17 protein-coding genes and 2 pseudogenes are annotated in these 25418 nt (G+C 63.5%); 11 read left to right on the top strand and 8 right to left on the bottom strand.

Annotation, left to right across the window (positions count from 1 at the left end; genetic code table 11):
• Positions 1 to 26: 26 nt before the first annotated feature.
• The 3 genes from OO258_RS09885 to OO258_RS09875 are packed head-to-tail and all read left to right on the top strand — an operon-like array spanning position 27 to position 5732.
• Positions 27 to 1220, top strand: a complete 1194-nt coding sequence (locus OO258_RS09885) for an efflux RND transporter periplasmic adaptor subunit (protein WP_266030125.1) — start codon at positions 27 to 29, stop codon at positions 1218 to 1220.
• Between the two features lies 1 nt (position 1221).
• The gene (locus tag OO258_RS09880) at positions 1222 to 4356 is read left to right on the top strand and encodes an efflux RND transporter permease subunit (protein ID WP_266030124.1); all 3135 of its coding nucleotides are present in this window, start codon (positions 1222 to 1224) and stop codon (positions 4354 to 4356) included.
• Positions 4356 to 5732 carry an efflux transporter outer membrane subunit gene (locus OO258_RS09875; RefSeq protein WP_266030122.1) on the top strand — a complete coding sequence of 459 codons (1377 nt, stop codon included), beginning with the start codon at positions 4356 to 4358 and terminating at the stop codon, positions 5730 to 5732. The genes OO258_RS09880 and OO258_RS09875 overlap by 1 nt, the downstream gene beginning before the upstream one ends.
• Positions 5733 to 5790: 58 nt before the next feature.
• On the opposite strand, the gene OO258_RS09870 is transcribed toward OO258_RS09875, so the two are convergent.
• A complete protein-coding gene (locus OO258_RS09870) occupies positions 5791 to 6270 on the bottom strand; it encodes a VOC family protein (protein ID WP_266030121.1) in 480 nt (159 codons plus the stop codon).
• Positions 6271 to 6523: 253 nt separating this feature from the next.
• Here OO258_RS09870 and OO258_RS09865 point away from each other — a divergent pair, with 253 nt between their 5' ends.
• Positions 6524 to 7174, top strand: coding sequence for a TIGR04211 family SH3 domain-containing protein (locus OO258_RS09865; RefSeq protein WP_266030120.1), 651 nt, complete (start codon positions 6524 to 6526; stop codon positions 7172 to 7174).
• Positions 7175 to 7218: 44 nt separating this feature from the next.
• Here OO258_RS09865 and OO258_RS09860 read toward each other — a convergent pair whose 3' ends face one another.
• Both OO258_RS09860 and OO258_RS09855 read right to left on the bottom strand, forming a co-directional pair.
• Complete coding sequence (locus OO258_RS09860) at positions 7219 to 8124, bottom strand: LysR family transcriptional regulator (protein ID WP_110744181.1); 906 nt, start codon at positions 8122 to 8124, stop codon at positions 7219 to 7221.
• Positions 8125 to 8274: 150 nt separating this feature from the next.
• Positions 8275 to 8460 carry a hypothetical protein gene (locus OO258_RS09855; RefSeq protein ID WP_266030119.1) on the bottom strand — a complete coding sequence of 62 codons (186 nt, stop codon included), beginning with the start codon at positions 8458 to 8460 and terminating at the stop codon, positions 8275 to 8277.
• Between the two features lie 162 nt (positions 8461 to 8622).
• On the opposite strand from OO258_RS09855, the gene OO258_RS09850 reads away from it, so the two are divergent.
• Together OO258_RS09850 and OO258_RS09845 are read left to right on the top strand one after the other, a co-directional pair.
• Positions 8623 to 9009 (top strand): VOC family protein, encoded by a 387-nt coding sequence (locus tag OO258_RS09850; RefSeq protein ID WP_266030117.1) that lies wholly within the window; start codon positions 8623 to 8625, stop codon positions 9007 to 9009.
• Positions 9010 to 9053: 44 nt separating this feature from the next.
• Positions 9054 to 9623, top strand: a complete 570-nt coding sequence (locus OO258_RS09845) for a hypothetical protein (RefSeq protein WP_266030116.1) — start codon at positions 9054 to 9056, stop codon at positions 9621 to 9623.
• 351 nt (positions 9624 to 9974) lie between these two features.
• Here OO258_RS09845 and OO258_RS09840 read toward each other — a convergent pair whose 3' ends face one another.
• The 3 genes from OO258_RS09840 to OO258_RS09830 form a co-directional block, all read right to left on the bottom strand.
• Complete coding sequence (locus OO258_RS09840; protein WP_266030115.1) at positions 9975 to 11654, bottom strand: MFS transporter; 1680 nt, start codon at positions 11652 to 11654, stop codon at positions 9975 to 9977.
• Positions 11655 to 11933: 279 nt separating this feature from the next.
• Entirely contained in the window at positions 11934 to 12368 is a 435-nt protein-coding gene (locus tag OO258_RS09835) for a VOC family protein (RefSeq protein ID WP_266030114.1), read from the bottom strand.
• A 74-nt stretch (positions 12369 to 12442) separates the two neighbouring features.
• Complete coding sequence (locus OO258_RS09830) at positions 12443 to 13369, bottom strand: alpha/beta fold hydrolase (protein ID WP_266030112.1); 927 nt, start codon at positions 13367 to 13369, stop codon at positions 12443 to 12445.
• A gap of 196 nt (positions 13370 to 13565) precedes the next feature.
• On the opposite strand from OO258_RS09830, the pseudogene OO258_RS27620 reads away from it, so the two are divergent.
• From OO258_RS27620 to OO258_RS09825, 3 genes and pseudogenes are all read left to right on the top strand, one after another.
• Positions 13566 to 14561 (top strand): annotated as a pseudogene (locus OO258_RS27620) (dermonecrotic toxin domain-containing protein); the annotation flags it as partial.
• A gap of 128 nt (positions 14562 to 14689) precedes the next feature.
• A pseudogene (locus tag OO258_RS27615) lies at positions 14690 to 14755 on the top strand (hypothetical protein); the annotation flags it as partial.
• 88 nt (positions 14756 to 14843) lie between these two features.
• Positions 14844 to 18353 carry an NEL-type E3 ubiquitin ligase domain-containing protein gene (locus OO258_RS09825; protein WP_416309203.1) on the top strand — a complete coding sequence of 1170 codons (3510 nt, stop codon included), beginning with the start codon at positions 14844 to 14846 and terminating at the stop codon, positions 18351 to 18353.
• Between the two features lie 6 nt (positions 18354 to 18359).
• Here the strand turns inward: OO258_RS09825 and OO258_RS09820 are convergent, their stop codons facing one another.
• Positions 18360 to 20876, bottom strand: coding sequence for a UvrD-helicase domain-containing protein (locus OO258_RS09820; RefSeq protein WP_266030110.1), 2517 nt, complete (start codon positions 20874 to 20876; stop codon positions 18360 to 18362).
• Positions 20877 to 21051: 175 nt separating this feature from the next.
• On the opposite strand from OO258_RS09820, the gene OO258_RS09815 reads away from it, so the two are divergent.
• Positions 21052 to 21750 (top strand): pirin family protein, encoded by a 699-nt coding sequence (locus tag OO258_RS09815; protein WP_266030108.1) that lies wholly within the window; start codon positions 21052 to 21054, stop codon positions 21748 to 21750.
• Positions 21751 to 22041: 291 nt separating this feature from the next.
• Positions 22042 to 24807, top strand: a complete 2766-nt coding sequence (locus tag OO258_RS09810; protein ID WP_266030107.1) for an amino acid adenylation domain-containing protein — start codon at positions 22042 to 22044, stop codon at positions 24805 to 24807.
• A 17-nt stretch (positions 24808 to 24824) separates the two neighbouring features.
• On the opposite strand, the gene OO258_RS09805 is transcribed toward OO258_RS09810, so the two are convergent.
• Positions 24825 to 25310 (bottom strand): isochorismatase family cysteine hydrolase, encoded by a 486-nt coding sequence (locus OO258_RS09805; protein WP_110744192.1) that lies wholly within the window; start codon positions 25308 to 25310, stop codon positions 24825 to 24827.
• Positions 25311 to 25418: the final 108 nt, after the last annotated feature.

Genomic DNA, 25418 nt, shown 5'->3' with positions numbered 1-25418 from the left:
TCGAAATCCCTGGCTCGGAGCCTGCGATGCCTACGTTATTCCACTCCTTGATGTTCGCCCGTTCGCCGCTGGTGCGTGCCCTGCTGCTGGGGGCCGGCCTGCTGGTCATCGGCGGTTGCCGCGAGGCCGAAAGCCCTGCCGCGCAACCACCGCTGCAAGAGGTCGCGGTGTATGAAGTGACCAGCGCCGCCCAGGCCCTGACCACTACCCTGCCCGGCCGCGCCAGCGCCCACCTGATTGCCGAGATCCGTCCGCAAGTCGGCGGCATCATCCAGAAACGCCTGTTCAACGAAGGCGACAGGGTCAAGGCCGGCCAGGCGCTGTACCAGATCGACCCGCAAACCTACCAGGCAGCCCTGGCCCAGGCTGAAGCCACTGTCAGCTCCGCGCGTGCCACGCTCAAGGCTGCTCAGCTCAAGGCCAGACGCGATGCACAGCTGGTGAAGCTCGACGCCATCAGCGCCGAAGACAACGAAAGCGCACAGGCCGCCCTGCTAGAAGCCCGCGCCAGCCTGCAATCGGCCCAGGCTGCGCAGCGCACCGCGCGGATCAACCTCGACTACACCCGCATCAATGCGCCGATCGAAGGCCGCACCGGCACCTCGTCGGTCACCCCTGGCGCACTGGTCACCGCCGAACAGACCACGGCGCTGACCACCGTGCAGCAGCTGGACCCGATCTACGTCGATTTCACTCAGCCCAGCAGCACCCTGCTGCGCCTGAAACGCGAGCTGGCCGAGGGCAAGCTGGCACCGAGCCCACAGCAGGACGCCACGCGCATCAGCCTGGAACTGGAGGACGGCAGCACCTACGCCCATGCCGGCACCCTCACCTTCAACGGCGTGAGCGTGGATGAAAGCACTGGCAGCGTAACCTTTCGCGCCGTGGTGCCGAACCCCGACGGCCTGCTCATGCCCGGCATGTACCTGAAAGCCACGGTGCAAGAAGGCGTGCAGGCCGATGCGGTCCTGGTGCCGCAGCAGGGCGTGAGCCGCGATGAGCGTGGCGGCGCTACCGCACTGGTGGTGGTCGACGGCAAGGTGCAGCAACGCGAGCTGACCCTGGCCCGCGCCGTTGGCAACCGCTGGTGGGTCAGCCAGGGCCTGGCGCCGGGTGACCAGTTGATCGTACAGGGCCTGCAGAAGGTCCGCGTCGGCCAGCAAGTGCAGGTGCAGGACAGCAGCCTGACGGCCCGCAACGACAGCCAGCGAGGCGAATGACATGGCACGATTCTTCATTGACCGGCCGATCTTCGCCTGGGTCATCGCCATTCTGGTGATGCTCGGTGGCGGCCTGGCGATCTTCCAGCTGCCGCTCGCCCAGTACCCCAACATCGCTCCGCCACAGATCAGCCTTAAGGCCAGCTATACCGGTGCATCGGCCAAGACGATGGAAGATTCGGTAACCCAGGTGATCGAGCAACAGATGACCGGCCTCGACGGCCTCACCTACATGTCCTCCAGCAGCAGCTCGGCGGGCAGTGCCTCGATCACCCTCACCTTCGCGGCCGGCACCGACATCAACACCGCGCAAATGCTGGTGCAGACCAAGCTGGAGCAGGCCAAGGCGCGGCTGCCCGAAGCCGTGCAGCAGCAAGGCATCGAAATCCACAACTCGGCCAGCGACTTCCTGATCATCCTCTCGCTGGTGTCGGACAACCCGGACGTCAGCGCCACCGATATCAGCGACTTCATTTCCAGCACCTTGTACGACCAGATCAGCCGGGTCAGCGGCGTCGGGCAGGTGACCACGCTGGGGTCGAGCTACGCCATGCGCATTTGGCTCGACCCGGACAAGCTCAAGCAGTATGCGCTGATGCCGTCGGACGTGAGCAGTGCCCTGGAGGCGCAGAACGTCGACACCTCCGCAGGCCAGTTGGGTGCCCTGCCCGCGCGTGCCGGCCAGCAACTGAATGCCACCATCAACGCCCGCAGCAAACTGCAGACCGCTGCACAATTCCGCGAACTGGTGCTCAAGCACAACAGCGCCGGTGCCGTGGTGACCCTGGCCGACGTGGCCCGGGTAGAGCTGGGCAGTGAAAGCTATGACGTGGTCGCCGAACACAATGGGCGGCCCTCCGGCGGCCTGGCGGTAAGCCTGGCTACGGGCGCCAATGCCCTGGACGTATCCGAAGCGGTGCAGGCGAAGCTGGCCGAGCTTGAGCAGTTCTTCCCCGGCAAGCTGCAATTGCGTAGCGAGGTGGCCTACAACACCGCGCCGTTCGTGAAGATTTCCATCGAGGAAGTGGTCAAGACCCTGTTCGAGGCCATCGCTCTGGTAGTGCTGATCATGTACTTGTTCATGCAGAACCTGCGCGCCACGCTGATCCCCGCCATCGCCGTGCCGGTGGTGCTGCTGGGTACCTTCGGCGTACTGGCCATCCTTGGCTACTCGATCAACACCCTGACCATGTTCGGTATGGTGCTGGCCATCGGCCTGCTGGTCGACGATGCCATCGTGGTGGTGGAGAACGTCGAGCGCATCATGGCGGAAAAAGGCCTGTCGCCGCGCGAAGCAACGCGCCAGTCGATGAGCGAGATCAGCGCCGCATTGGTCGGCATTGCCGTGGTGCTGTCGGCCGTGTTCGTGCCAATGGCGTTCTTCGGCGGCTCAACCGGGGTGATCTACCGGCAGTTCTCGGTCACCCTGGTGGCAGCCATGGCGCTGTCGGTGCTGGTGGCCATGACCCTGACCCCGGCCTTGTGCGCCACCCTGCTCAAGCCAGTAACCGCCCACGGCGAGCCGCGCCAGGGCTTTTTCGGCTGGTTCAACCGCACCTTCGAGCGCAGTGCCCTGCGCTACCAGCAGGGGGTTGCCAAGGTGCTGGCGCGGCCGCTGCGGGGCCTGATGGTCTACGCCTTGGTGCTCGGTGGCGTGGTGCTGATGTTGCAGAAACTGCCCACCGCGTTCCTGCCCGAGGAAGACCAAGGCATGCTGATGATGCAGATGACCCTGCCTGTGGGCGGCACCGACCAGCGCCTGCAGGAAGTCAGCCGCCAGGTGCAAGACTACATGCTGCAGCAACCTGAAGTGGCTTCACTGCTGACCGTGCGCGGCCTGGGCAATGGCGGCAACGCACAGAACTCCGGGCGTGGCTTCATCAAGCTGAAGGACTGGAGCGAACGCCAGGGCGAACAGCACAGTGCTGCCGCCGTGGCGCAGCGGGCCAACAGGGCGCTGTCGAAGATCCTCGACGCCAATGTCTTCGTCATCGCCCCGCCGGCCATCCAGGGCCTGGGCCAGAGTGCCGGCTTCGACGTGCAACTGCAGGACCTGGCCGGCCTCGGCCACGCCGAGCTGCTCAAGGCGCGTGACCAGTTCATCGCCTTGGCTGCCAAGGACCCCCGCCTGGCCAATGTGCGCGCCCAGGGCCTGGAAGACACGCCGCAATTGAACGTCAGCATCGATGACCGCAAGGCCGGCGCCATGGGTGTGGCGGCCAGCGACATCAACGACACCCTGAGCACGGTCATGGGTGGCAGCTACGTCAACGACTTCGTTGATGCCGGCCGGGTGAAAAAAGTCTACCTGCAGGGCGAAGCCGACAAGCGCATGCTGGCCGAAGACATCGGTGCCTGGTACGTGCGCAACGACAGCGATGCCATGGTGCCGCTGTCGGCGTTCACCCGCACCTCGTGGAGCACGGCTTCGCCGCTGCTGGAGCGCTTCAATGGCTTTGGTTCGTACGAACTGGTTGGCGAGCCGGCCCCGGGCGTCAGCTCTGGCGACGCCATGGCGGCAGTCGGAGAGATCATGGCGCAGCTGCCTGAAGGTATCGGCTATGCCTGGGCCGGCCAGTCATACCAGGAACGCCTGGCCGGCAACCAGGCCCCGCTGCTGTATGCCATTTCGATCCTGTTCGTGTTCCTGTGCCTGGCGGCATTGTACGAAAGCTGGTCGGTGCCGTTCGCGGTGATGCTGGTGGTGCCAGTGGGCATCCTGGGCGCGGTGTTGCTGACCGGGGTGCGCGGGCTGGCTAATGACGTGTACTTCCAGGTCGGGCTACTGACCACGGTGGGCCTGGCGGCGAAGAACGCGATCCTGATCGTGGAGTTCGCCAAGGAACGCTACGAGCGTGGCCAGGACCTGTTGACCGCCACCCTGGAAGCCGTGCGTGTTCGCCTGCGACCGGTGCTGATGACCTCGCTGGCGTTCATCCTTGGCGTGTTGCCACTGGCCCTGAGCAGCGGCGCCGGGGCCGGCGGGCGCCAGGCCATCGGTACCGGCGTACTCGGTGGCATGCTCGCCGCCACCTTGCTCGGCCTGTTCTTCATCCCCTTGTTTTATGTGCTGGTGCAGCGCCTGGCCACACGCAGCAACGCCCCACGCCGCAACGTTGTCGCAGGAGAAGCCTGATGCGCATGCCCCCTCTGTTGATGTTGGTGCTGGCCCTTGGCGGCTGCGTCAACCTGGCCCCTGACTACCAGCGCCCGGCGGCGCCCGTGGCCGAGCAGTGGCCAACCCCCACCGCCAGTAGCAGCACCAGTGCCGAGATCGGCTGGCAGTCGTTGTTCGTCGATACGCGCCTGCGCGACACCGTCGCCCTGGCCTTGGCCAACAACCGCGACCTGCGGGTAGCGGCGCTCAATGTCGAGTACCAGCGCGCGCAGTATCGCATCCAGCGGGCGGCCCTATTCCCGGCGGTGTCCGCTACCGCTGACGGCACCCGCCAGCGTAGCGTCAGTAATGGCAGCAACGCGGTCAGCAGCCAGTACAGCGTTGGCCTGGGGGTGAGCAGTTACGAGCTGGACCTGTTCGGCCGCCTGGGCAATCTCAAGGACGCCGCGCTGGAGGACTACCTGGCGCTGGAACAGACCCGGCGCAGTACGCGGATCAGCCTGGTGGCGGAAGTCGCCAGCGCCTGGATGACCTTGGCCGCCGACCAGCAGTTGCTGGCGCTGGCCCGCGAGACCTATGCCAGCCAGCAGAAGACCCTCGATCTGGTGCAGCAGAGCCACGCGCTGGGTGGCGAGTCCGGCCTCAGCCTGGCACAGGCATTGAGTACCGTGGAGTCGGCGCGGGCGGACGTGGCCAACTACCAAAGCCTGGTTGAACAGGACCGCAATGCCCTGGAACTGCTGGCAGGGTGCCGCGTGGATGACACGCTGTTGCCCCGGGGTGCCCGCCTCGATGCAGCGCTGCTGGTCGGCGTACCGGCGGGCCTGCCTTCGAGCCTGCTGCAACAGCGCCCGGACGTGCTGGCCGCCGAGCACACATTGAAGGCAGCCAATGCCGACATTGGCGCGGCGCGAGCGGCGTTCTTCCCCAGCGTCACCCTGACCGCCAGCGGTGGTACTGCCAGCAGCGAGCTGTCGGGGTTGTTCGCTGGCGGCAGCCGTGCCTGGAGCTTGGCGCCGTCGATCAATCTGCCGATCTTCAATGCCGGCAGCAACCGTGCAGCGCTGAATGCGGCCAAGGTCAGCCGGGATATCGAGCTCGCCACTTATGAGAAGACCTTGCAGACCGCGTTCAGTGAGGTAGCGGATGCCTTGGCCGTGCGCGGGCATGTCAATGAACGGCTGGACGCCCAGCGCAGCCTGACCAGCGCTACCGAGAAGAGCTACGACCTGTCGCTGGCGCTGTACAAACAAGGGTCGGAAAGTTTTCTGGAGGTGCTGGATGCGCAGCGTTCATTGTATTCGGCACAGCAGACGCTGATCAGCCTGGAACTGGTCGAACAACAGAACCGGGTGACTTTGTACAAGGTATTGGGGGGTGGCTGGCAGGGTTGAGCGAAAACCTGCCAGAGCCGCGAGCTGGAGTAGCGTAGGCGCATCATTGGCGCCTGCGTCAGCCCGCCAGCGCCGCCTGGATAGCAGCCACATCAATCTTGCCCATCTGCAGCATGGCGTCGAACGCGCGCTTGGCCGCCGCAGGGTCGGGGTGGGCGAAGGCCTCGATGAGGACCCGCGGCGTGATCTGCCACGAAATCCCCCACCTGTCCTTGCACCAGCCGCACACGCTGGCCTCGCCACCGTTGTTGACGATGGCATCCCACAAGCGGTCGGTCTCGGCCTGGTCCTCGGTACACACCTGGAACGAAAACGCTTCGCAGTGGCTGAACGCCTTGCCGCCATTGAGCCCTATGCAGGGAATCCCCATCACGGTGAACGCCACGGTAATGACATCACCTTGCTTGCCCGAGGGGTAGTCACCCGGTGCCTTGTGCACCGCACCCACCTGGCTATCGGGGAAAACGCTGGCGTAGAAATGTGCCGCTTGCTCTGCGTCGTGGTCATACCAGAGGCAGATGGTGTTCTTGGCAGTCATGGCCCTGCTCCATGAACGTGTATGAGCGTTTGAGTCTAGCCCTGCCATTGGCCATAGGGGCTTACGGCCATCCGGTATTGCGGGATACCCAGGGGGCTATAGGGCGGGTGCTGCAACATTCTGCAGACATTTCCGACCTCCGGTGATGAACCTGCTGACAAAAATACGGTCTTTCGCTGACGGTCAACCCACCGACCGGTTCACCGGCCCAGTCACCGGGCCTACTTTTGTCCTGTTTCAGCGAAGACCCAACATGCCCGATTCCCGCCCAACTGCCTCCGCCCTCACTGCACTGCGCGGCGGCCTGATCGCCACACTCGTGGCCCTGGCCGCACCGGTACACGCCGAAGAGCCTGCCAGCGATGCACGCTGGGTCAGCGACAGCCTAAGCACTTACGTGCGCAGCGGCCCGACCGACGGCCACCGCATCGTCGGCACGCTCAAGTCGGGCCAGAAGCTCACCTTGATCGGCAGCCAGGGCAACTACAGCCAGGTACGCGGGCAGAATGGCGACGTGGTATGGATCCTCAGCAATGACTTGCAGGCGGTGCCTGGGCAGAACGAGCGGCTGCCGGAGCTCGAAGCCAAAGTCGCGGAACTCACCGGACAGTTGAATACCATCGACGACAGCTGGAAGCGCCGCGTGCAAGGCACGCAGGAAACGCTCGACTCGCGCAAACAGCTGATCGACGAACTGGAGACACGCAACAAAGCCCTGAACGAGCAGCTCGACCAAAGCCAGTCGGCGTTGCGCGATACCCAGGCGCGCCTGGGGGACGAGAACAAGCAGGTGATGATGCGCTACATGGTCTATGGCGGCAGCATCGCCGGCGCGGGCTTGCTCGCGGGGCTGATCCTGCCGGCGCTCACCCGCGGGCGCAAAAAGAACGATCGCTGGTTCTGAGCCACCGGCTTGCGTAAACCTGCCGGGGCGATGCAGATCGGGCCTTAGAACTTCGCCAGCTCTTCCCGGCAGAACTCCACGAACAACTGCGCCGGTTTGGTCAACTGCACCCGCTTCAACCACGCAGCGGCCAGCCCCGACAGCGCTACCGGTTCGGTGATATCCAGCATGACCAGGCGTTGGCCGTCGTAGGTGTATTCCGAATGCGGGCGAGTCACCAGCAGCGAAAACCCGAAGCCTTGCCCCACCATGCCACGCACCATCTCGATCGAGGGTGAGCTGAAGACAATGTTCGGTGTCAGCCCTAATTCGTTGAACAAGCTGACGAAGTAGGTGCGACTGGGAGCAACGTCCAGCAGGATCATCGGCTCGGGGCACAGGTCGCGCAGCGATACCTGGGCCTGGCCGGCAAAACGGTGGTGCTCCGGCAGCAGCACGTAGGGTTTCTGCGGCGGCATCAAGGGCTCGGCCTCGATGGTGCCGTCCAGGTCGTGGTCATAGAGAAATGCCAGGTCGAATGTGCCGGCGGTCAGGCCCTGGATCAAGTCCTGCTGTTCACCGTCGCGCAGGCGAATGTCCACGCCTGGGTAGCGCTGGCGAAAGCCGGCGATCAGGCGCGGCAGGTACAGCGGGGCCACGGTTTCGAAACAGCCAATGTCGATTTGCCCGGCGACGGTATCGTTGTCGGCCAGGGCGTTCTGTTCGAACTCATGGGCCATCTGCAACAGGGACTTGGTCTTGGCATAGAAACGTTTGCCGCTGGGCGTCAATGACACGCCCTGGGCGTGGTGGCGGATGAACAGCTGTACACCGAAACTTTCCTCCAGGCTTTTGATGGCCGTGGAAATGGACGGCTGGGCGATGTACAGCTGGCGTGACGCTTCGGCCACACTACCCGCTTCCACGGTGGTGACGAAGTACTTCAGTTGTCGCAAGGTATAGGCAGCCACAGGGGACCTCTCCGACGCTGGTCTGGGCAGACTGGGATCATGCCTCACACTGTACCCCCGACTCGCGGTGGGTGGGCGCTGGGAGCTGAAGGATTTACCTATGCCTTGAGCAGGTTTTTTGTAAGGGCCGGGTTGCCCCGGCCCAGTGCATCACTCAAACCCGGGGTTCGCCCGAATGCAGTCGTCCCCAATCTGCTTGTACCCCGACTCACAGGGCATTCCGACAACCGGAGCCGCACCGCGCTTGCGTCGGGACAGCGTTGCAGACGGCGCGGTGGTTTCCGCTTGATCCTCATCATGGGCGTCCGGCAGGTCTTTCATCGATTCTTCTTGCATGCATTTCACTCCTTGGTGGGTTGGTAACGCCAGGCCAACGATAGGACGCGCCTCTGCTGCCACCCAGCTGGAAACAAGCCCAAGGGGCGATGCAGCCACTGGTCAAAAACGCCTGAACGTCTTTACTGAGAGTCATCGGCCCCAGGTAAACGGTGTGCGCTTATGAAGATTGTGGTCACCAGCATCCTCGTCGACGACCAGGCCAAGGCCCTGGCTTTCTACCACTACGTACTCGGTTTCGAGCCCAAACATGACATCCCGATGGGTCGGCATCGCTGGCTGACACTGACCTCGCCCAACGACCCCAATGGGGTCGAACTGCTGCTCGAACCCGACGCGCACCCGGCGGCCAAGGTGTACAAGGCCGCGCTCAAACAGGATGGCATCCCCGCCAGCTCGTTCGGCGTGCGTAACATCGAGGCCGAATACACCCGGCTGTGCGCTGCAGGCGTGCAGTTCACCCAGCCGCCTACCCGTATGGGGCCGGTCACCGTAGCGGTGTTCGACGACACGTGCGGCAACCTGATCCAGATTGCCCAGAAGCACTGAACGCCCATTGTCCCTCCCCCAATGCGCACCAATAAGGAAAACAGATGCGCCACGAATTCAGCGAAGTGCTCAACGACCTGGTCGACTACTTTCTGCTCGGCGATATCCAGTTGCTCGAGCGCTTCAAGCAAGACCATCAACTGCCCGACGACCTGGCTCATGCGTTCACCCACGGTGACAGCGGCGACCAGGCGGTGCGCGAAGGCGTCGTGCTACCGCTGGCCGGTGTCGACAACCTGCCCTACCGCATCCTGTTCACCCTGGACAACCACACCCCGGCCTTGCGCGAGGCCGGCAGCCGCCTGAAACACCGGCGCAACGGTTATGTACTGCGGGTCGAGCACGGTGCCCTGATGCTGTACACCTGGCGCATCCTGCAGCATTTCACGCCCAAGACCCTGGGCGACCTGATGGCGCGTTACCAGGTGCCGGGGCGGCCGATCATCGAACTGGAAAATGGCTGGTACGACGTCGAGGTGCTGGCGGGAGCAGTGGTGCGCGACGGGTTGTACGAGCCGGCGTTCGAGTTCGTGCTGAAGAAGCGCTGGAGCCGCGGTGAGGCGACCGCTGTGGACACCGGGTATGCGTTCGGGCTGCGCGGTTACTTTGATTGATGGGTTGCCTGTACCGGCCTCTTCGCGGGCAAGCTTGTCCCGCGAACGCGGGCGCAGCCCATGCCATGCACCCTGTTGGATGCTTCGCGGGACAAGCCCGCTCCCACAGGTACCCCGCAGGCTTGAGGCTGATGCAGTACCTGGGGAAGAACTGGCTTGCTCAATTTCCCCCGCGAACACGGGCGAAGCCCGTGCCATCCACCATGCTGGATTGTTCGCGGGCCCGCTCCCACAGGTACAGCACAGGCCTCTAAAGCTTTGCAGTCCAGGGACTGCACAGGCCTCGAAACCAGTGCAGTTCCTGTGGGAGCGGGCTTGCCCGCGAAGGGGCCAGCACAGGCAAGCTTACCTTCAGGTGTGAGTGATGTCCCGGTCCTTGGTTTCCGGCAGGAAGAAGATCCCCAGCACCGCCGTCATCACGGCAATCACGATCGGGTACCACAACCCGTAATAGATATCCCCGGTCGCGGCCACCATGGCAAATGCCACGGTCGGCAGAAAGCCGCCGAACCAGCCGTTGCCGATGTGGTAAGGCAGCGACATCGAGGTGTAGCGGATGCGCGCCGGGAACAGTTCCACCAGCCATGCGGCGATCGGCCCGTAGACCATGGTCACGTAGATGACCAGGATGGTCAGCAGCAACAGTACCATCGGGTAGTGGATCTTCGCCGGGTCGGCTTTTTCCGGGTAGCCCGCCTCTTTCAATGCCCCACTCAAGGTTGCGGTAAACGCGTCGCTCTGCCCCTTGAAGTCCGCCGCCGCCAGGCTGCTGCCCTCAAAGCTCGGCAACACCCGTTCGCCAATGCGGATCTGTGCCACGCTGCCGGGCGCCGCCGCTTCATTGGTATACGGAATGGCGCGCTTGGCCAGCAGGCTCTTGGCGATGTCGCAGGAACTGGTGAATTTGGCCTTGCCTACCGGGTCGAACTGGAATGCGCATTGGCCTGGGTCGGCCACCACCACCACCGGGTTCTGCTCCTGGGCAACGAATACATCCGGGTTGCCGTATTCGGTCAGCGCCTTGAAGATCGGGAAGTAGGTCAGCGCGGCGATGATGCAGCCGGCCATGATGATCTTCTTGCGGCCGATGCGGTCAGACAGGCTGCCGAAGAAAATGAAGAAAGGTGTGCCGATCAACAGCGACCCGGCAATCAGCAGGTTGGCGGTTTGCGGTTCGATCTTGAGCATCTGCAACAGGAAGAACAACGCATAGAACTGCCCGGTGTACCACACCACGGCCTGGCCGGCGGTACCACCGAGCAGCGACATGATGACCACCTTGAGGTTGTCCCAGCGGGCGAACGATTCGGTCAGTGGCGCCTTGGATGCCTTGCCCTCGGCCTTCATCTTCATGAACACCGGCGACTCGTTGAGCTGCATGCGGATGTACACCGAAATCACCAGCAGCAGGATCGACAGCAGGAACGGTATCCGCCAGCCCCAGGCCTCGAACACCTCCGTCCCCATGGCCGTACGACAGGCCATGATCACCAGCAGTGACAGGAATAGCCCCAGGGTGGCGGTGGTCTGGATCCAGGCGGTGAAAAAGCCGCGTCGGCCCTTGGGCGCATGCTCGGCCACATAGGTGGCAGCACCCCCATACTCGCCGCCCAGCGCCAGCCCCTGCAGCAAGCGCAAGGTGACCAGGATGATCGGCGCGGCCACGCCGATGGTGGCGTAGCCCGGTAGCAGGCCCACCACCGCAGTGGACAGGCCCATGATGACAATGGTGATGAGGAAGGTGTACTTGCGCCCGATCATGTCGCCCAGGCGGCCGAACACGATGGCGCCGAACGGGCGCACGGCAAAGCCTGCGGCAAAGGCCAGCAAGGCGAAGATGAACGAGGTGGTTTCATTCACCCCGGCGAAGAAGTGCTTGGCGATGATCGCCGCCAGGGAGCCGTACAGGTAGAAGTCGTACCATTCGAATACCGTGCCCAGGGACGAGGCGAAGATGACCTTGCGCTCCTCCTTGGTGATACCGCGTTGGGGCGCGCTACTGCCCGTGGATGCGCTGTCGAGAACCGCCATGGGTTGCCTCCGTCATGTCATCATGCAGGCCGGAGCACCTCATACCCATTTCACCGTCGCACCCAGGCCCTAGGGCTTGCTTTGGTTGCGCGAAGCACGACGAGGCTGGCCGCCTCGGATCGCAGCAAGGTATCTGAAGCATAATCGGCTTTGGCGGGATATCCACCCCGCCTGGCCAGGCACAGGAGCGCGGCATGAGCGACAAGCAGGGCTGGCGGACGATCACTGCCTGTTACTGGCTACGCTGGGCAAACCCGACAGCCACGTGCATTACGCGCATCAGGTACTGATCAGCCTCGGCGAGGATGTCGAGGGGCCTTTCAGCTCGACCTGGTTGCCATCCGGGTCATAGCAGTACAGCGACAACCCCTCGCCTTCGGCACCATAGCGTTCTTCCGCGGGTTCCACCTTAACCCCCGCAGCCTGCAGGTAGGCGGTCAACGCCGCTTCATCGAAGGGGTCTATGCGCAAGCAAAAATGATGCAGGTTGCGCCCTTGCGCACCAGGAGCGGCACCACCTGGCTGCCCCAGCGGGCCGTCCAGGGTCACCAGGTCGATCATTGCCGTCCCCGTGGCGAGGTGGATCATCCCCAGGTCGTCCCGTACCCGGCTGACGCTGCAGCCAAGCAGTTCGGTGTAAAAGGCCACGCTGCGTGGCAAGTCGCTGACCCGCAAAACAAGGTGGTCGATGTGCTTGATGACGAAAGGTCGCATGCCGGGCTCCTTGTGGCTTTGCGCTAGAACAGTAGCCACCATAGCCCAGCTGATCCCGGCATGACCATCATCAGCTACTCGTTGACCAGCCGTTGCAACACCCCTGCTTCGTGACGCGCGAGGATACGCAGCAGCTGGTCGACCAGTGCGCGGTCTGGCGCCTCCAGGTGGAAGTGATGCCCGCCCGGGTGCCACGAAACTTTCGCCTGGCCGGGCAGCGCCGCCTGGCGCCGGCTGAAGGCTTCGCCGGCAAATGCGCCCTGGCGGCCGAACATCAGGTATAACGGGCAGCGGATCTGGCTGAGCAGGTCGCACGCTTCGCGCTCGGTCAGCGGCATGGGCTCGGGCAGCACCAGGCGCGGGTCGTGACGCCAGCAGTAACCATCCCCCAGCTGCAGCAAGTCACGCAGCGCCAGTACACGTGCGGCACTTTCCGACAGCTCGGTGTCGAGGCGCTCACGCCGTTGCTCCAGCGCTGTTTCCAGGTCATCGAAACGGCCAGCATCCGGCCTGCCAAAGCCCTGCAACTGGCTGCGCTGGACCATGCGTTTCAGGCGGTAAGCACGGGCCAGGTGCTGCACTCGGTCATCGTCGGCAACCGTGAACGGTGCGCCCATGCCGTCAAGGAAGGTCATGCTGGCGATCCCGCTGGTCATGGCTGCCAGCAACGACGCCACACCAGTGCCCATGCCATGCGCCAGCACATGGAATTGCGCCAGCCCCAGGCTCTCGGTCACGGCCAGCATGTCCTCGGCATGCTCCCACAGGTAATAGCCACTGTCATGCCGGCGGTGGTCGGAACGGCCATGGCCAATCAGGTCTGGGGCGATGACGAAACAACCGTCCAGCAATGGCCCCAAACGCTCGAATGAAGCAGCGTTGTCCAGCCAGCCGTGCAATGCCAGGACCGGGATACCGTCCTCCGGCCCCCAGGTGCGCACGGCGATCTCGATGCCATCGAAGTCCAACAGGTGGTCCTTGGGACTGTGCAGCGAACGCATGAAGTGTCTCCTTGTCCAGGGGGCTGTTCCATGGCCAGCCCGGCTTGCAGTGACCCACCCTCGCGCACAACGCCGTTGCGCATAAGCCCCTGACCGACACCTGCATGCAAACAACCGACATCCAACAATTATCTACCCCAGCGGCGTACCCCTGGCTGGGTCTACTACGGCCTTCCTGAACCAACGGGCAACGCCAATGACCACCTCGACACCTTTGCACCAGGCCCAGATCGTACGCAGCTTGCCAGGCTGGAGCCAAGGCCTGCACCCAGACCATACCGAAGCGCTCCTGGACGCCGTCCGCAGGGCCTACATTGACCCGGAGGGGAACACCTACTCCTGGTACGCCACTGCCCTGACCGAAGAGCGCCAACGGCTGCAAGCACTGTACACGCAGCGCGACCGCTATCATGCCCAGCTGAGCGAAGCACTGGCTGGCTTCAAAGGCATCACCGACTTCTGCAAACCGCTGCTGGAACAGCGCCTGGGCCTGAGCACCCCGGTCGACAAGGCACAATATGTGTTCCAGCCCGCAGAGCAGATCAGCAACCCATGGCAACCGCCTCCCGACCTGGAGGTACCGCTGCCGGTACCTGGGCAGCACGATGTCACCACACGCCCAATGGGCAACCCGCAATACCGCAGCCTGCTCGAAGCTGCGCTGCACAATTTCGACATCATTGATGACACAGGCCCATATGACCGGCTGGTTCAGGGTGTGCACGACACCGCGGAGCTGCCACACCTGACCCCGGTCAACTTTGTGCGCATCTGCCGGCAGCTGGACCTCGGGCAGCAGTATCAGGAGCACATACAGTCGATTTACCAAGGCCCACGCCAGCAGGATATCCAGCGCTTGTCCATTGCCTTGAGCCAGCAAACCTTGCTGGTCGAGGCGCAAATCGCCTGGATGAAGGGCTTGTTGAGCAGTTCCGGTCGTGACGCACTGACACAACTGTGCACCCCCGCAGTTCAGCCACGCTACGCAGGCGAAGCGCTTCACGTCTGGCGGTTGAGCCTGTTCGCTACCGCTATCCACGAGGTGTTACTGATCGGGCCGGACCGCGACGACCAGCTGAACCCCTGCATCGTGTTCATCCCGGGCCACCCCGAGCACCCGATACGCGAGTACGGCTCGGCGAAAGCGGCCCGCGACTTCATGGCCAGCCGCCTGCTCAAGCGTGAATTCCGCCAATCGATCATTGGTTTTACCGCTAAGCATGACCAGGCCGCATTGGCGCGTCGGCTCGATGCTGCGTTGTTTGAACTACTTGACGATGGGGGCCGCAGGCCTCGCAAAGAGCCCAAACTGGGCTTTGCCCGCCACCCACTGCAGCGCGGGGCCGTCTGGTCGCTGCTTTACCAAAACCAACTACAGCGCCTTGAAGCGGATGCCAGGGCTGTAGCCGTGCCCACCGCCGATGCCAATGCCAAGGCACTGCAGGAGCGTATTCAATACTGGCTGGACCTTGGCATGAGTGTCCTCAACGTCGCCGCATTCTGCGTGCCGGCGTTGAACACGGTCATGCTTGGGGTATTTGCCTACGACATCGTCAAGTCGGTGTTCACGGGCGTAGAAGCCTGGGCCGAAGGCGATACTGCCCAGGCGCTGGAGCAGCTGAAATCCCTGGCGATCAATGCCACTGTCATCGCTGGCTTCGCGGTCGGCGCGCGAGCGGTCAAGGCATCCGGGTTCGTCGATGCGCTGCAATCGGTATGGCATGAAGGTCGCGAAGTATTGTGGCATGCCGAAATGGCGGAATACGCCAGCACGGTCAAGCGCCCGGCGCACATCGAGACCGATGACATGGGGTTGTATCGCACGGCAGGCAAGCAGTACCTGGAGCTGGACGGTACCAGCTACGAAGTCTTCCAGGACGCCGACAGCCAATGGCGCATTCGTCACCCCGCCAAGCCCGAGGCCTATGCGCCAAAGCTTCAACACCAAGGTGAGGGGCGCTGGAAGCTTGACCACGAGCACCCCTTGGAATGGGACGCCCCGCAAGCGTTACGACGCTTGGGGAAGGTAGCTGCCGGACTGGACGATGCAGCGCTGGAGACCGCCCTGCGCTGTTGCGGTGAAAACGGCGATGTTCTGCGCCACACCCACTCCAGCGGGCAGAAGGCGCCCTCCTTGCTGGTTGACACGATGTTGCGCATCCGGGCGGACAACGAAGCCCAGCTGATTATCGACAGCGTGCGCGAAGGTCGGTCACTGGCGGCTCATAAAAATTATGCGCTACCCGGATTGTTATCACTGCCGGGGTGGCCGGCTGACTGCATCCTTAAAGTATTCAACGGCCCGGAGCCCTGGGGCGACGCCCTCTACTATGGCGAGCGAGAAGGCCTGGGTAAGGTCGAAATCGAAATCACCCGGACAGACCTGGAAAACGGGCATCTCAGCCAGACCGTACTGGCGCAGATGAATGACCAGGCCATTCGCGCGCTGGTCGGTGATATCGAACCAGCACAGCGCGCCGCAACGCTGGATAGCACGTTGGCGCGAAGCCTTGAGACCCAGCGCGAAGCACTGTTTCAAAGCCTTTTGCACAGCCATGACCCAGTGCCGGGCACAGAGGCGCAAACACTCGGGCGCCAGTTTCCCGGGTTACCGAAACTGGCGCTGGAAGCGATCGAGGCACGGGTCAGCAGCAAAGAGCGCAAACAACTTGCAGCCGGCAGGGTCCCGTTGCGTGTGGCTGAGGAAGCACGTGCCTTGCAGGCCCAGGCTCGGCTCAACCGCGCCCTGCTCGGGCTCGCTCGGCCGACCCTGGCGACCCCCGACAGCCAGCTGCTCGACCAGGTTTTGCAAGCCGAATACCCTCGCGCCAGTGCGGAAAAACGCTTGGCGGCTGCCTTGGCCAATCGTCAGGGATGTGCAGCACGGCTTGGCCAGCAACCGATCAAACCCGGGTTCCGCTCGCCCCTGCGCCTTGCCGACGGTCGAGTCGGGTATCCACTGAGCGGTCGTGGCCTGACGGGTGCAGCCAGGCGGCTCAGTGTGCTCTACCCTGGCTTGGATATCGATGAAGTTCATGCGCTCAGAGCCCGCCTGGCTCAGGCAGGTGACCTGGGCACGCAGATCAAGCGCCTGGAGGCGGATCTGCGTTTACTCAAGACCGAACTGCAAGCCTGGGCCAGCGGCCCGGAGGCCTTTGACCGCAGCCTTTTCCAGAACCGGCTGATTGAAGCGTGGCAACAATCGCAAAGTGCAATCAGCACGCTCGAGCTGACTGGCATGCAGGTGAGCCGGCTGCCCGAGTTGACGGTCACCCTGCCGCATATCACAACGCTCAAGATGAATTGGCTTGACCTGGAGCGCATCGAGCCAAGCTTTCTTGCCTGCTTCCCGAATGTCGAAACCCTGGAAATCATCAACAACCCGCGGATTGACCAGGCTTCGCTATTCGAGGCCGTACAGGCGCTTGGCCCAAGGTCGCGGCTTCGCTGCCTGCGGCTGCAGGGTAATAACCTGCAGCTCGACGATGCGCGCTTGAGGGCACTCGCCAGCCTGCCTCTGGATGAACTGGACCTCAGTGGCAACCGCATCACACTGACCCCTGACCTGGCCAGCACGTTCACAACCGTCATCCACCCTCACACACTGCGAATGGCCGGCAACCCCTTGGGCCAAGCCCCCAACGTGACCTTCATGGCTCGTCTGCGAGTGCTCGACCTCAGCCATTGCGAATTGACCACATGGCCAGAGGGCCTGACCGCGTTGATGCAGCAGCCGCAGTACCAGTTGCGCACACTCGAACTGTCATTCAACAGGATTCGCACCCTGCCGAACCTGGATCAGGTATTGCGCAGCCCCTTCGCCCGGGACGTCGCGGCCCAGGTGCCCGAACGTCGGTGGTTGCACAACCGCAATACGCTGGAGGCCTCAACCAGAGACCGCTTGCGCGCCAGTCGCGTAAATGTCGCCGAGGCATCGTCTGCACCATCAGCAGAGCTGGGGTTCTTCCAGGTGGGAGCCGACGACGCTCAGTTGAGGCTTTGGGATGAATTGTTCGACCAGGGCGACAACCGCTACCTGCTCGGCGCGCTCGAAAGGCTGGCGGACTCGGCAGAGGCACGCAACCATCCCAAAGGGGTACGCCAACGGGTCTGGGCGTTGTTGAGCGAGGCCAGCCAGAACACTTCCCTGCGCGAGCACCTGGAGTACGTAGCGCAGCATTTCCCGGCCACCTGCGGCGATGCAGGTACCGACGCATTCAGCGAGCTGGAAATCCAGGTCATCGTGCACAAGACCAGCCTGCAGTCCACCAACCCGGCCAAACAGCTGTTGGCGTTGCAACGCAAATTGTTCCGGCGCGACACCGTCAACACGCTGGCTGAACGCATCAATGCAAGACGAAGCGAGCGTCAAGCAGCACTGCAGCACGACGTGGACGATGATAGTTTGCCCGCCCTTGACCCGCTGGACGAGCCCGAGGCCTTCCCGGACACTGAACTGCGCACTGGCCTGGTCGACGAAATTGAAGTGCGCCTGGCGTTGCGCCAGTCATTGGCCACCGAGCTGGACTTCCCCGAACCCAGCCGCGGCATGCGTTACCGGGCAACCGCCAATGTCAGCCAGCAGATCATCGACAACGTAGCGGCCGAGGTACGCCGACTCACCCCGGCTGAACAGGCCAGCAACGCATGGCTACTGCGCCAGTCGAGCTGGACCGGCTTCCTTAAACAGCAGAACCTCAAGGCATTCAACGCCATCACCGAGTTCTGGCGCCCGGGGTTGGACTACCTGGACTGGTGCAACGATGACCAAGCCAAAGCCGTAACCCAGCTACCTGCTTCGATCGTGAAAAGCCTGACCACGGTGCTGCGTGCCTCCCCCGTGGAAGCCGGCAAAGTGCAGCGAATCCCGATCAATGACCAGACCTACATCGATGGCATGTTGGCGTTGCGAGCGGAACAAGCGCTGAGTGAGGAAGGGCTTCTGCTCAGCCTCACTCGCGAAGTAGAGACGCTAGGCAGCTGACCGGCTTCACTGGCCGCGCAGGTCTTCGAAGAAGCCCTGCCGGCCATCCACCTGGGCCGAGGCCCGAGGCACAGCAGCAGCCTCGCCGTTGGCCGCCTCCACATGCCAGTAGCAATGCCTGACCGCGCGCGTCACCGCCACATAAGCCAGGCGCTGCACCTCCTCCTTCTGCGCGGTATCGAACGGCTGGGCATCGCCAGCCTTGCCCAGCCCGGCCTGGCGATACACCTGGTTCTTGTAGGGCGAACAGGTCAGGTACTGGCAGTCGCCCAGCATGAACACCGCATCGGCCTGCAAACCCTTGGCGCTGTGGTAGGTCAACTGGCGCAACCTGCGCTGCTCAGCCGGCAAACCCGCCTCGGCGTGCAGCACACCTTGCAGGTGCTCGTTCATCAGTGCCCTGTCGCTGCCCTTGCGGTACAGCATCATCACCGTCTCGCCACGCTGGTAGTGCTCGATCAGGGTTTCCCCCAACGCGGCTTCGTCCCGGTCGAATACCTTCACCGGCGTACCTGGCAATTCGGCGGCAGGGCCGCTGGCGCGGGCTTTTTTGCCGGCGATCGCCGGTGTGCCCTTGACCAGGTGCTCGGCCGCGTCGATCACTTGCTGCTGGCAGCGATAGTTGTCAACCAGCATCACCCGCGTGCTGACCGGCGACGGGAAGGCTTTGGTGAACTCCATGAAGTACTTGGGCGAACTGCCACGCCAGCCATAGATCGATTGCCAGTCGTCGCCCACGCACATCAGCGACGAATGCTGAGCATGGCGACCGGTGTGCATGGCCGGGCCACGTCGGCGGATTTCAGCAAGGCTGGCACGCAACCAGCTGACAATCTGCGGCGACACATCCTGGAATTCGTCGATCATCAGGTGCGCCAAAGGCCGCAACAACGGGTCGGGCAGCAGTTGCAGGTTTTCCGGGTTGTTCTCGCCGAACAGGGCAAACATGCGGTTGTAGCTCATGACCGGTGGGGACTGGTCCAGCAGGTGCGCCTCCAGCGCTTTCCAGTACAGGGCCAGGGCTTCGAAGAACAGCGCGTCGCTGTCGCCGGTCGGGAAGCTCATCGCCGCCACCGCCGTGTTCACATCCAGGCCGAGGTTTTCGATGAAACTGGCCGCGGCGACGAATGCATCCAGCAGCGGCGCCGCCGCCAGCTCGCCCTTGACCTTGTATTCGAAACCCGGCCCCGCCACCGCATCACCCGCCAGCGAGGCCGCCAGCCGCCTGGCCATGGCGTAGTTGTCGAGCCAGATCAGCGGCCTGTCGCAAAACGCCTGTAGCAAGGTGCGCTTGACCGCCCACTCGCCGCGTACCGCCAGCTTGGCGCCAGGGCGCTGATACTGCGCGCTTTCTGCCGGGTCGAAACCCAACACCACCCATGGCCCACCATTGGCCAGGCGCCCGTGCACATGGAAGCGGCTGCCACGGATCTCGACAGTTTCGCGGCACGGCTCGATACCCTTGATCGGCCAGGCGCCAGCGGCAAACCACAGGTCCTCGATCACGTCGCACAGTTCTTCGTCGCGCTGGGCGGCAAGCTGGGTTACCTGGGCGCGCTTTTGCACATCAGGGTTGTTCGGGTCCAGTGGCTTGAGTTGCAAAGCTTCACTGCGCAACAGACCGATCAGCTCGGCAAACCGCGGGCTCTCGCCCAACACCTGGCTGTAGCACTGGTTCAGCTGCTGACGCTGGGCATCGTTCAGGCGCAGGTCGAACGGGTTGCTGTCGGCCTCGGCCTCGCGCCCGGTGGGCATTTCGGCGCCCAGCGTCTCGAAGGCGCGCACTTGGTCGAAACCCGGCAGGCTGCGTACCAGTGGCAGAATGCGCGAATGAAAGGTACGTACCAGCTCGCGGGCTTGCGGCGGTTGCAGGTTGATCTGCCACAGGGCGAATACCTGGAGCAGGCGCTTGATGAAATCCTTGCGCGATTCGCGGGTGAAGGTGACCACGGTCATCGCATCCAGCTCGTAGCCCAGATAATGACGCAGCAGCAGGATCCGCAGCACCAGCGAGGTGGACTTGCCCGCCCCGGCCCCGGCCACCACGCAGGTGGACGGCGTGTCGCTGAAAATCAGTTTCCATTGCGCGGCGCTGGGCTGCGCCTCGGCGGGCAGGCGCTGGGCGACATCGGCCTTGAAGCGCTTTTTTAGCTCGGCAGTCAGCGGCAGGCGCCAGTCATCGAACAGCTTGTCATCCTGGCCCGGTACAGCGGCAATGTCGGGGCGGGTATCGCGAATCACCAGCACCTGGCGCCCGGCCTCGTACCCCTCCTCCCGCCCACGCTCGAAGCCGTCACGCAAACCTTCGGCGTGACCATTGCGCTGGCCGGTCGCGTGGCCAAGAAACCAGGATTCGCGGTGCTGCGCTTGCAGGCGGGTCAAGCCACGCCCCAGCAAGCGGGCGACCAGGCGGCGAAACCAGGGCAACTGGGCAGGTGGGGTAAGGTTGGCGGGGGCCTGGGGTTGCTCGTGGGCCACGGTCACTCCGTTGTAAAACCAAATCAGCGGGCATGTTCGCCGCATCGAGAAAAAATCGCCAGCGAATGCTTGCAGATCAGTGGATTAGGCGATGAAACGGGTAAAAACCCGCAGCAAAACACATCGATAGCATAGATAGTTTTGAGCCGATATTTACGCTTATTTTCGATCTATCGTTGGCGCATCATGGCGTCATTCCACTGATTGAAGGAGCACGACCATGCTGCAACTGCGACCGTTCGACAGCCTCGGCCACGCCAACCACGGCTGGCTCGACGCCCACCACCATTTTTCGTTCGCCGAGTACCACGACCCGGCGCGCATGCACTGGGGCAACCTGCGGGTCTGGAACGATGACCTGATCGCGGCCGGCAGCGGTTTCCCGCCGCACCCGCACCGCGACATGGAAATCATCACCTATGTACGGGAAGGTGCCATCAGTCACCAGGACAGCCTGGGCAACAAAGGCCGTACCGAGGCCGGTGATGTGCAGGTCATGAGTGCCGGTACCGGCATCGTGCACAGCGAGTACAACCTGGAAGACGTCGATACCCGCATCTTCCAGATCTGGATCGTGCCGGAGCGCACCGGTGAGGCGCCGCAGTGGGGTAGCCGGCCGTTTCCCAAAGGTGAGCGTGGCGAAGGCTTCGTGACCCTGGCCAGCGGCCGTGCCGGCGACCAGGACAGCTTGCAGATTCGCACCGATGCGCGCCTGGTGGCTGCCACCCTGAAGGCGGGTGAAACTGCCGAGTACCGCTTCGATACCGCACGCCGCGGTTACCTGGTGCCGGCCAAGGGCCTGGTGGACGTCAACGGGCTGCGGGCCAATGCACGTGATGGTGTGGCGATCGAACAGGAGGAAGTGCTGCGGGTGACCGCCCTTGAAGACAGCGAGATCGTGCTGGTGGATGTGGCCTGATCGATCGGCCAACGCAGGCTACCTCGTCCAGCCTGCACCGGCCTCATCGCCGGCAGGCCAGCGCCCACAGTGTCCCGTGCAGGCCAAGATCCACATACGCCTGCGCGGCCCCTGTGGGGGCCGAATTGCCGGCGATGGGCTGCACAGCAGCCCCATTCTGCACCCGCCTGAGAAATCAGGTGCGTACCCCGGCCATCGCACGGCAAGCATTCTTGTTGGCGCCTGCGCGCTCCCTGCACTAGCGTTGTGCTACCAGCCAGCCCAAACGTTCATGCGGAGCCCCCACCCATCATGCCGGACCTGCGCCCGAACCCCACGCTGTGCCTGGAATACCTTACCGGGCAACCGATCTACCAGGCCTTTCTGGAACACGCCAGCCGCTGCCCCGATGGCACCGCGATCATTGCCACGCACACCACTTGCAGCTACGCCCAGTTAGAGCAGGTAAGCCGGGGTATTGCCGCGTTCCTGCTCCAGAATATAGATAACACCTCCGATCGGGTGCTGATCGTCGCCGACCGTTGCGCCGCTCTGGTCTACGCCATGCTGGGTTGCCTGCGCGCCGGGCTGGCGTTCAGCGTGGCAGACGCAGCCTACCCTGCCACCCGCATCCAGCAACTCGTCAACACCCTGGCGCCTGCCGTCATCCTGCGCTGCGGCAAGGCCACCGTCGACGCCGCGCAGCGCCTCGTCGTACCGGTGCCGGAAGCCCCCGCCGAGGCACTGCACGCGTTCCCCCAAGCTATCGCACTGCCAGCTGTCAGCCCCGAACAACCGGCCTACATCACCTTCACCTCGGGCAGCACCGGCGAACCCAAGGGCATCATCACTCACCATGCGCCGTTGGTGCACTTTATCGACTGGCATGTGCAGCAGCATGGTTTCACCCAGGCCGACACCTTCTCGCTGCTTTCCGGCCTGGGCCATGACCCGGTGTACCGCGACGTGTTCACACCCCTCTCGCTAGGCGCAACCATCGCCTGCCCGGCCCAGTCGACCCTGACCGATCCGGCGCAACTGGCCAACTGGATTCACCAACATGCCGTTAGCGTGATTCATCTCACGCCGCCACTGGGCAAGCTGATCCAAACCGGTGCGCAAGTGAATGGCCAGGTATTCGCACAACTGCGCTACCTGTTCTGGGGTGGCGATGCGCTCAACCCGGCGCTTTACCAGCAGATCAGGGCCATCGCGCCGAATGCCGTCAACGTCAATTTCTACGGCACCACCGAAACCCCGCAAGCCATGGCTTTCCATACCCTCGACCCGGCCATGGACACTGCCCGGGTGCCGTTGGGCAAAGGCATAGCCGAGGCACAGTTGCTGGTGGTCAACCCAGCCAATCAGCTGGTCAGCACGGGCGAAACCGGCGAAATCCTGATTCGCAGCCCGTACCTGTCGCTGGGCTACTGGGGCGACCCGGCGCTGACCGAGGCCAAGTTCATCGCCAACCCGTTCACCGGCCTGGCTAGCGACCGTTGCTACCGCACTGGCGACCTGGGCACCTACCTGGCCGATGGCAGCGCCAGCTTCCTGGGCCGTGCGGACAGCCAGGTAAAAATCCGTGGCCATCGGATCGAACTGGCGGAAATCGAGAACACGCTGAACCGCCACCCGCATATCGAGCAATGTGTAGTGCTGGCCAATCACGACAGTGCATCGACCCGCCTGGTGGCCTATTGCGTCGCTCGTCAGGCCACCTCCGCTGATGAACTGCGCCAGGCCCTCGCCGGGCAACTGCCGGACTACATGGTGCCGGCGCTGTTGATAATGCTCGATGCCCTGCCACTTACACCTAATGGCAAGCTCGACAAACGCGCCCTTCCCGCGCCATTTGACGACAGCACGGGCCAAACCTTGTCACCGCTGGCGGAAAAACTGAGCTCAGCCTGGGCACGCATCCTTCAGGTACCGCACCTGGATGCAAGGTTGAGTTTTGTCGAGCTTGGCGGCGACTCTTTGTCGTTCGTCCAGGCTTCGCGCGTGCTGGAGGAGCTGATCGGCCACCTTCCGGGCCGTTGGGAAACCCTGCCGGTGTACCAGCTGGCCGAGCTGAGCGCGCCAGCCAAGAGCGCCTGGCGGGTGATGGAAATGCCGGTGTTCATCCGCATGCTCGCCATCATCCTGATCGTGGTCGGCCACCTGAGCGAGCTCGACCACTGGCTGATCGTCGGCGAAACCTCGGTACTGTTCCTGGTCTCTGGCATCAGCCTGGCGCGCTTCCAGCTCAAGGCCATCGAAGAACGCGGCGATGCACGTACGCTGCTTAGGTCGCTGGCGGCAATCGTCGTGCCAACGCTGTTGTACACCGCGCTGCTGCAACTGGTGTTCGACCAGCTGCACTGGCAATCACTGCTGCTGGTGTCCAACTGGTTCCCGGCCAACCAGGTCGGCCTGTTCAACTACTGGTACATCGAAGTGCTGGTGCAGATGATCGTGATCATTGGCCTGGTGCTGTCGATCAGGCGCGTGCGCCAGCGCGTCAGCGCCGACCCGTTCCGTTGTCTGACCATCGCCGCCTGTGCATTGGTGGCGCTGGATGTGCTGCTCAACCGCTTCGTGTTCGATGCCGGCCACCTGCTCAACCGGGTACCGCAACACTTTCTGGCGGTAATGGTACTGGGGATGGCCGTTCACCACGCCGATACCACGGCGCGCAAATGGATAGCCAGTGCGGTGGCCGTGCTGGTGGTGGGCGAGCTGGACCTGATGGCGGTAGCCGGTGTTGGCTGGGAGGCCTTCACGCGCTATGTCGACATTGCCTTGCCGGCGATGCTGGCGCTTATCTGGTTCCGTTCGCTACCCGTACCCGCGCTGGTGGCCCGGGCGGGTGCGGTGATCGCGTCGTCGACCCTGTATATCTACCTGACACACTTCCAGTTCCAGTCGCTGGCGGACCATTTTTTCCATCACCCGCTGTTCGAGGTGGCCGTGGCCATAACCGGTGGCGTGGCCGTCAGCTATGCCTGGACCACAGCGACGCGCTGGCTGCTTGCACGCATCACTACCGGCAACAAGCCACGCGGCGGAGATGATCCGGTGCAGCGTGCGGCCTGAACTCACGCGTACCGCCGCTAGGAGCGCCCGGCCAATTCAGCCAGCACTTCCGCCGAGGTGGTGACCTGGCGGAAATGGTGCTGCCACAGCTGAATGCCCAATTTGCCCGAGCGGTCCAGCGAAGAACCAACCGTCATATCGGTGACCAGGGTCGGTGTCAGCCCGGCATCGAACAGGGCGAAGCCGGCGGCCAGCACGCAGGTTTCCGTCTGCAGGCCACACACCAGCACGCGCTCGACACCCAGCTGGCGGATGTACTCGAGCGCTTCGGCGCTCTGCCCGTAGCCATGCTTGACGAACACCTGGTCAGCCTCGACCAGGCTCTCGTCCTCGGCTGCCGGGTGCCAGCCGAGCTGCCGATCGAACGGCGTGGCCTGCTCGTCGTGCAACTCGACCGAGGCGATGGTGGGGATGTTCGCCGATAACCGGCGCAGGCCATCGACCAGCCACTCGGGAGGGCTGAAGGTGGATTGGACATCGACGATGAGCAAAACCTGGCGCATGGGCGGATTCCGGCACGGGCAAAAAGCGCGGAGTATAGCGCGCAGCCGCTGCGCGGGTCGCTAGGCACGCCAGGGTAGAATTTCGGCGACTCCTTTCGCGGCAAAAGG

Origin of the sequence: Pseudomonas sp. DCB_BI (genome assembly GCF_026240995.1) — a bacterium.
Classification (GTDB): domain Bacteria; phylum Pseudomonadota; class Gammaproteobacteria; order Pseudomonadales; family Pseudomonadaceae; genus Aquipseudomonas.
The sequence above is the reverse complement of the archived record's forward strand: the minus strand, read 5'-3'. Positions and strand labels throughout refer to the sequence as shown.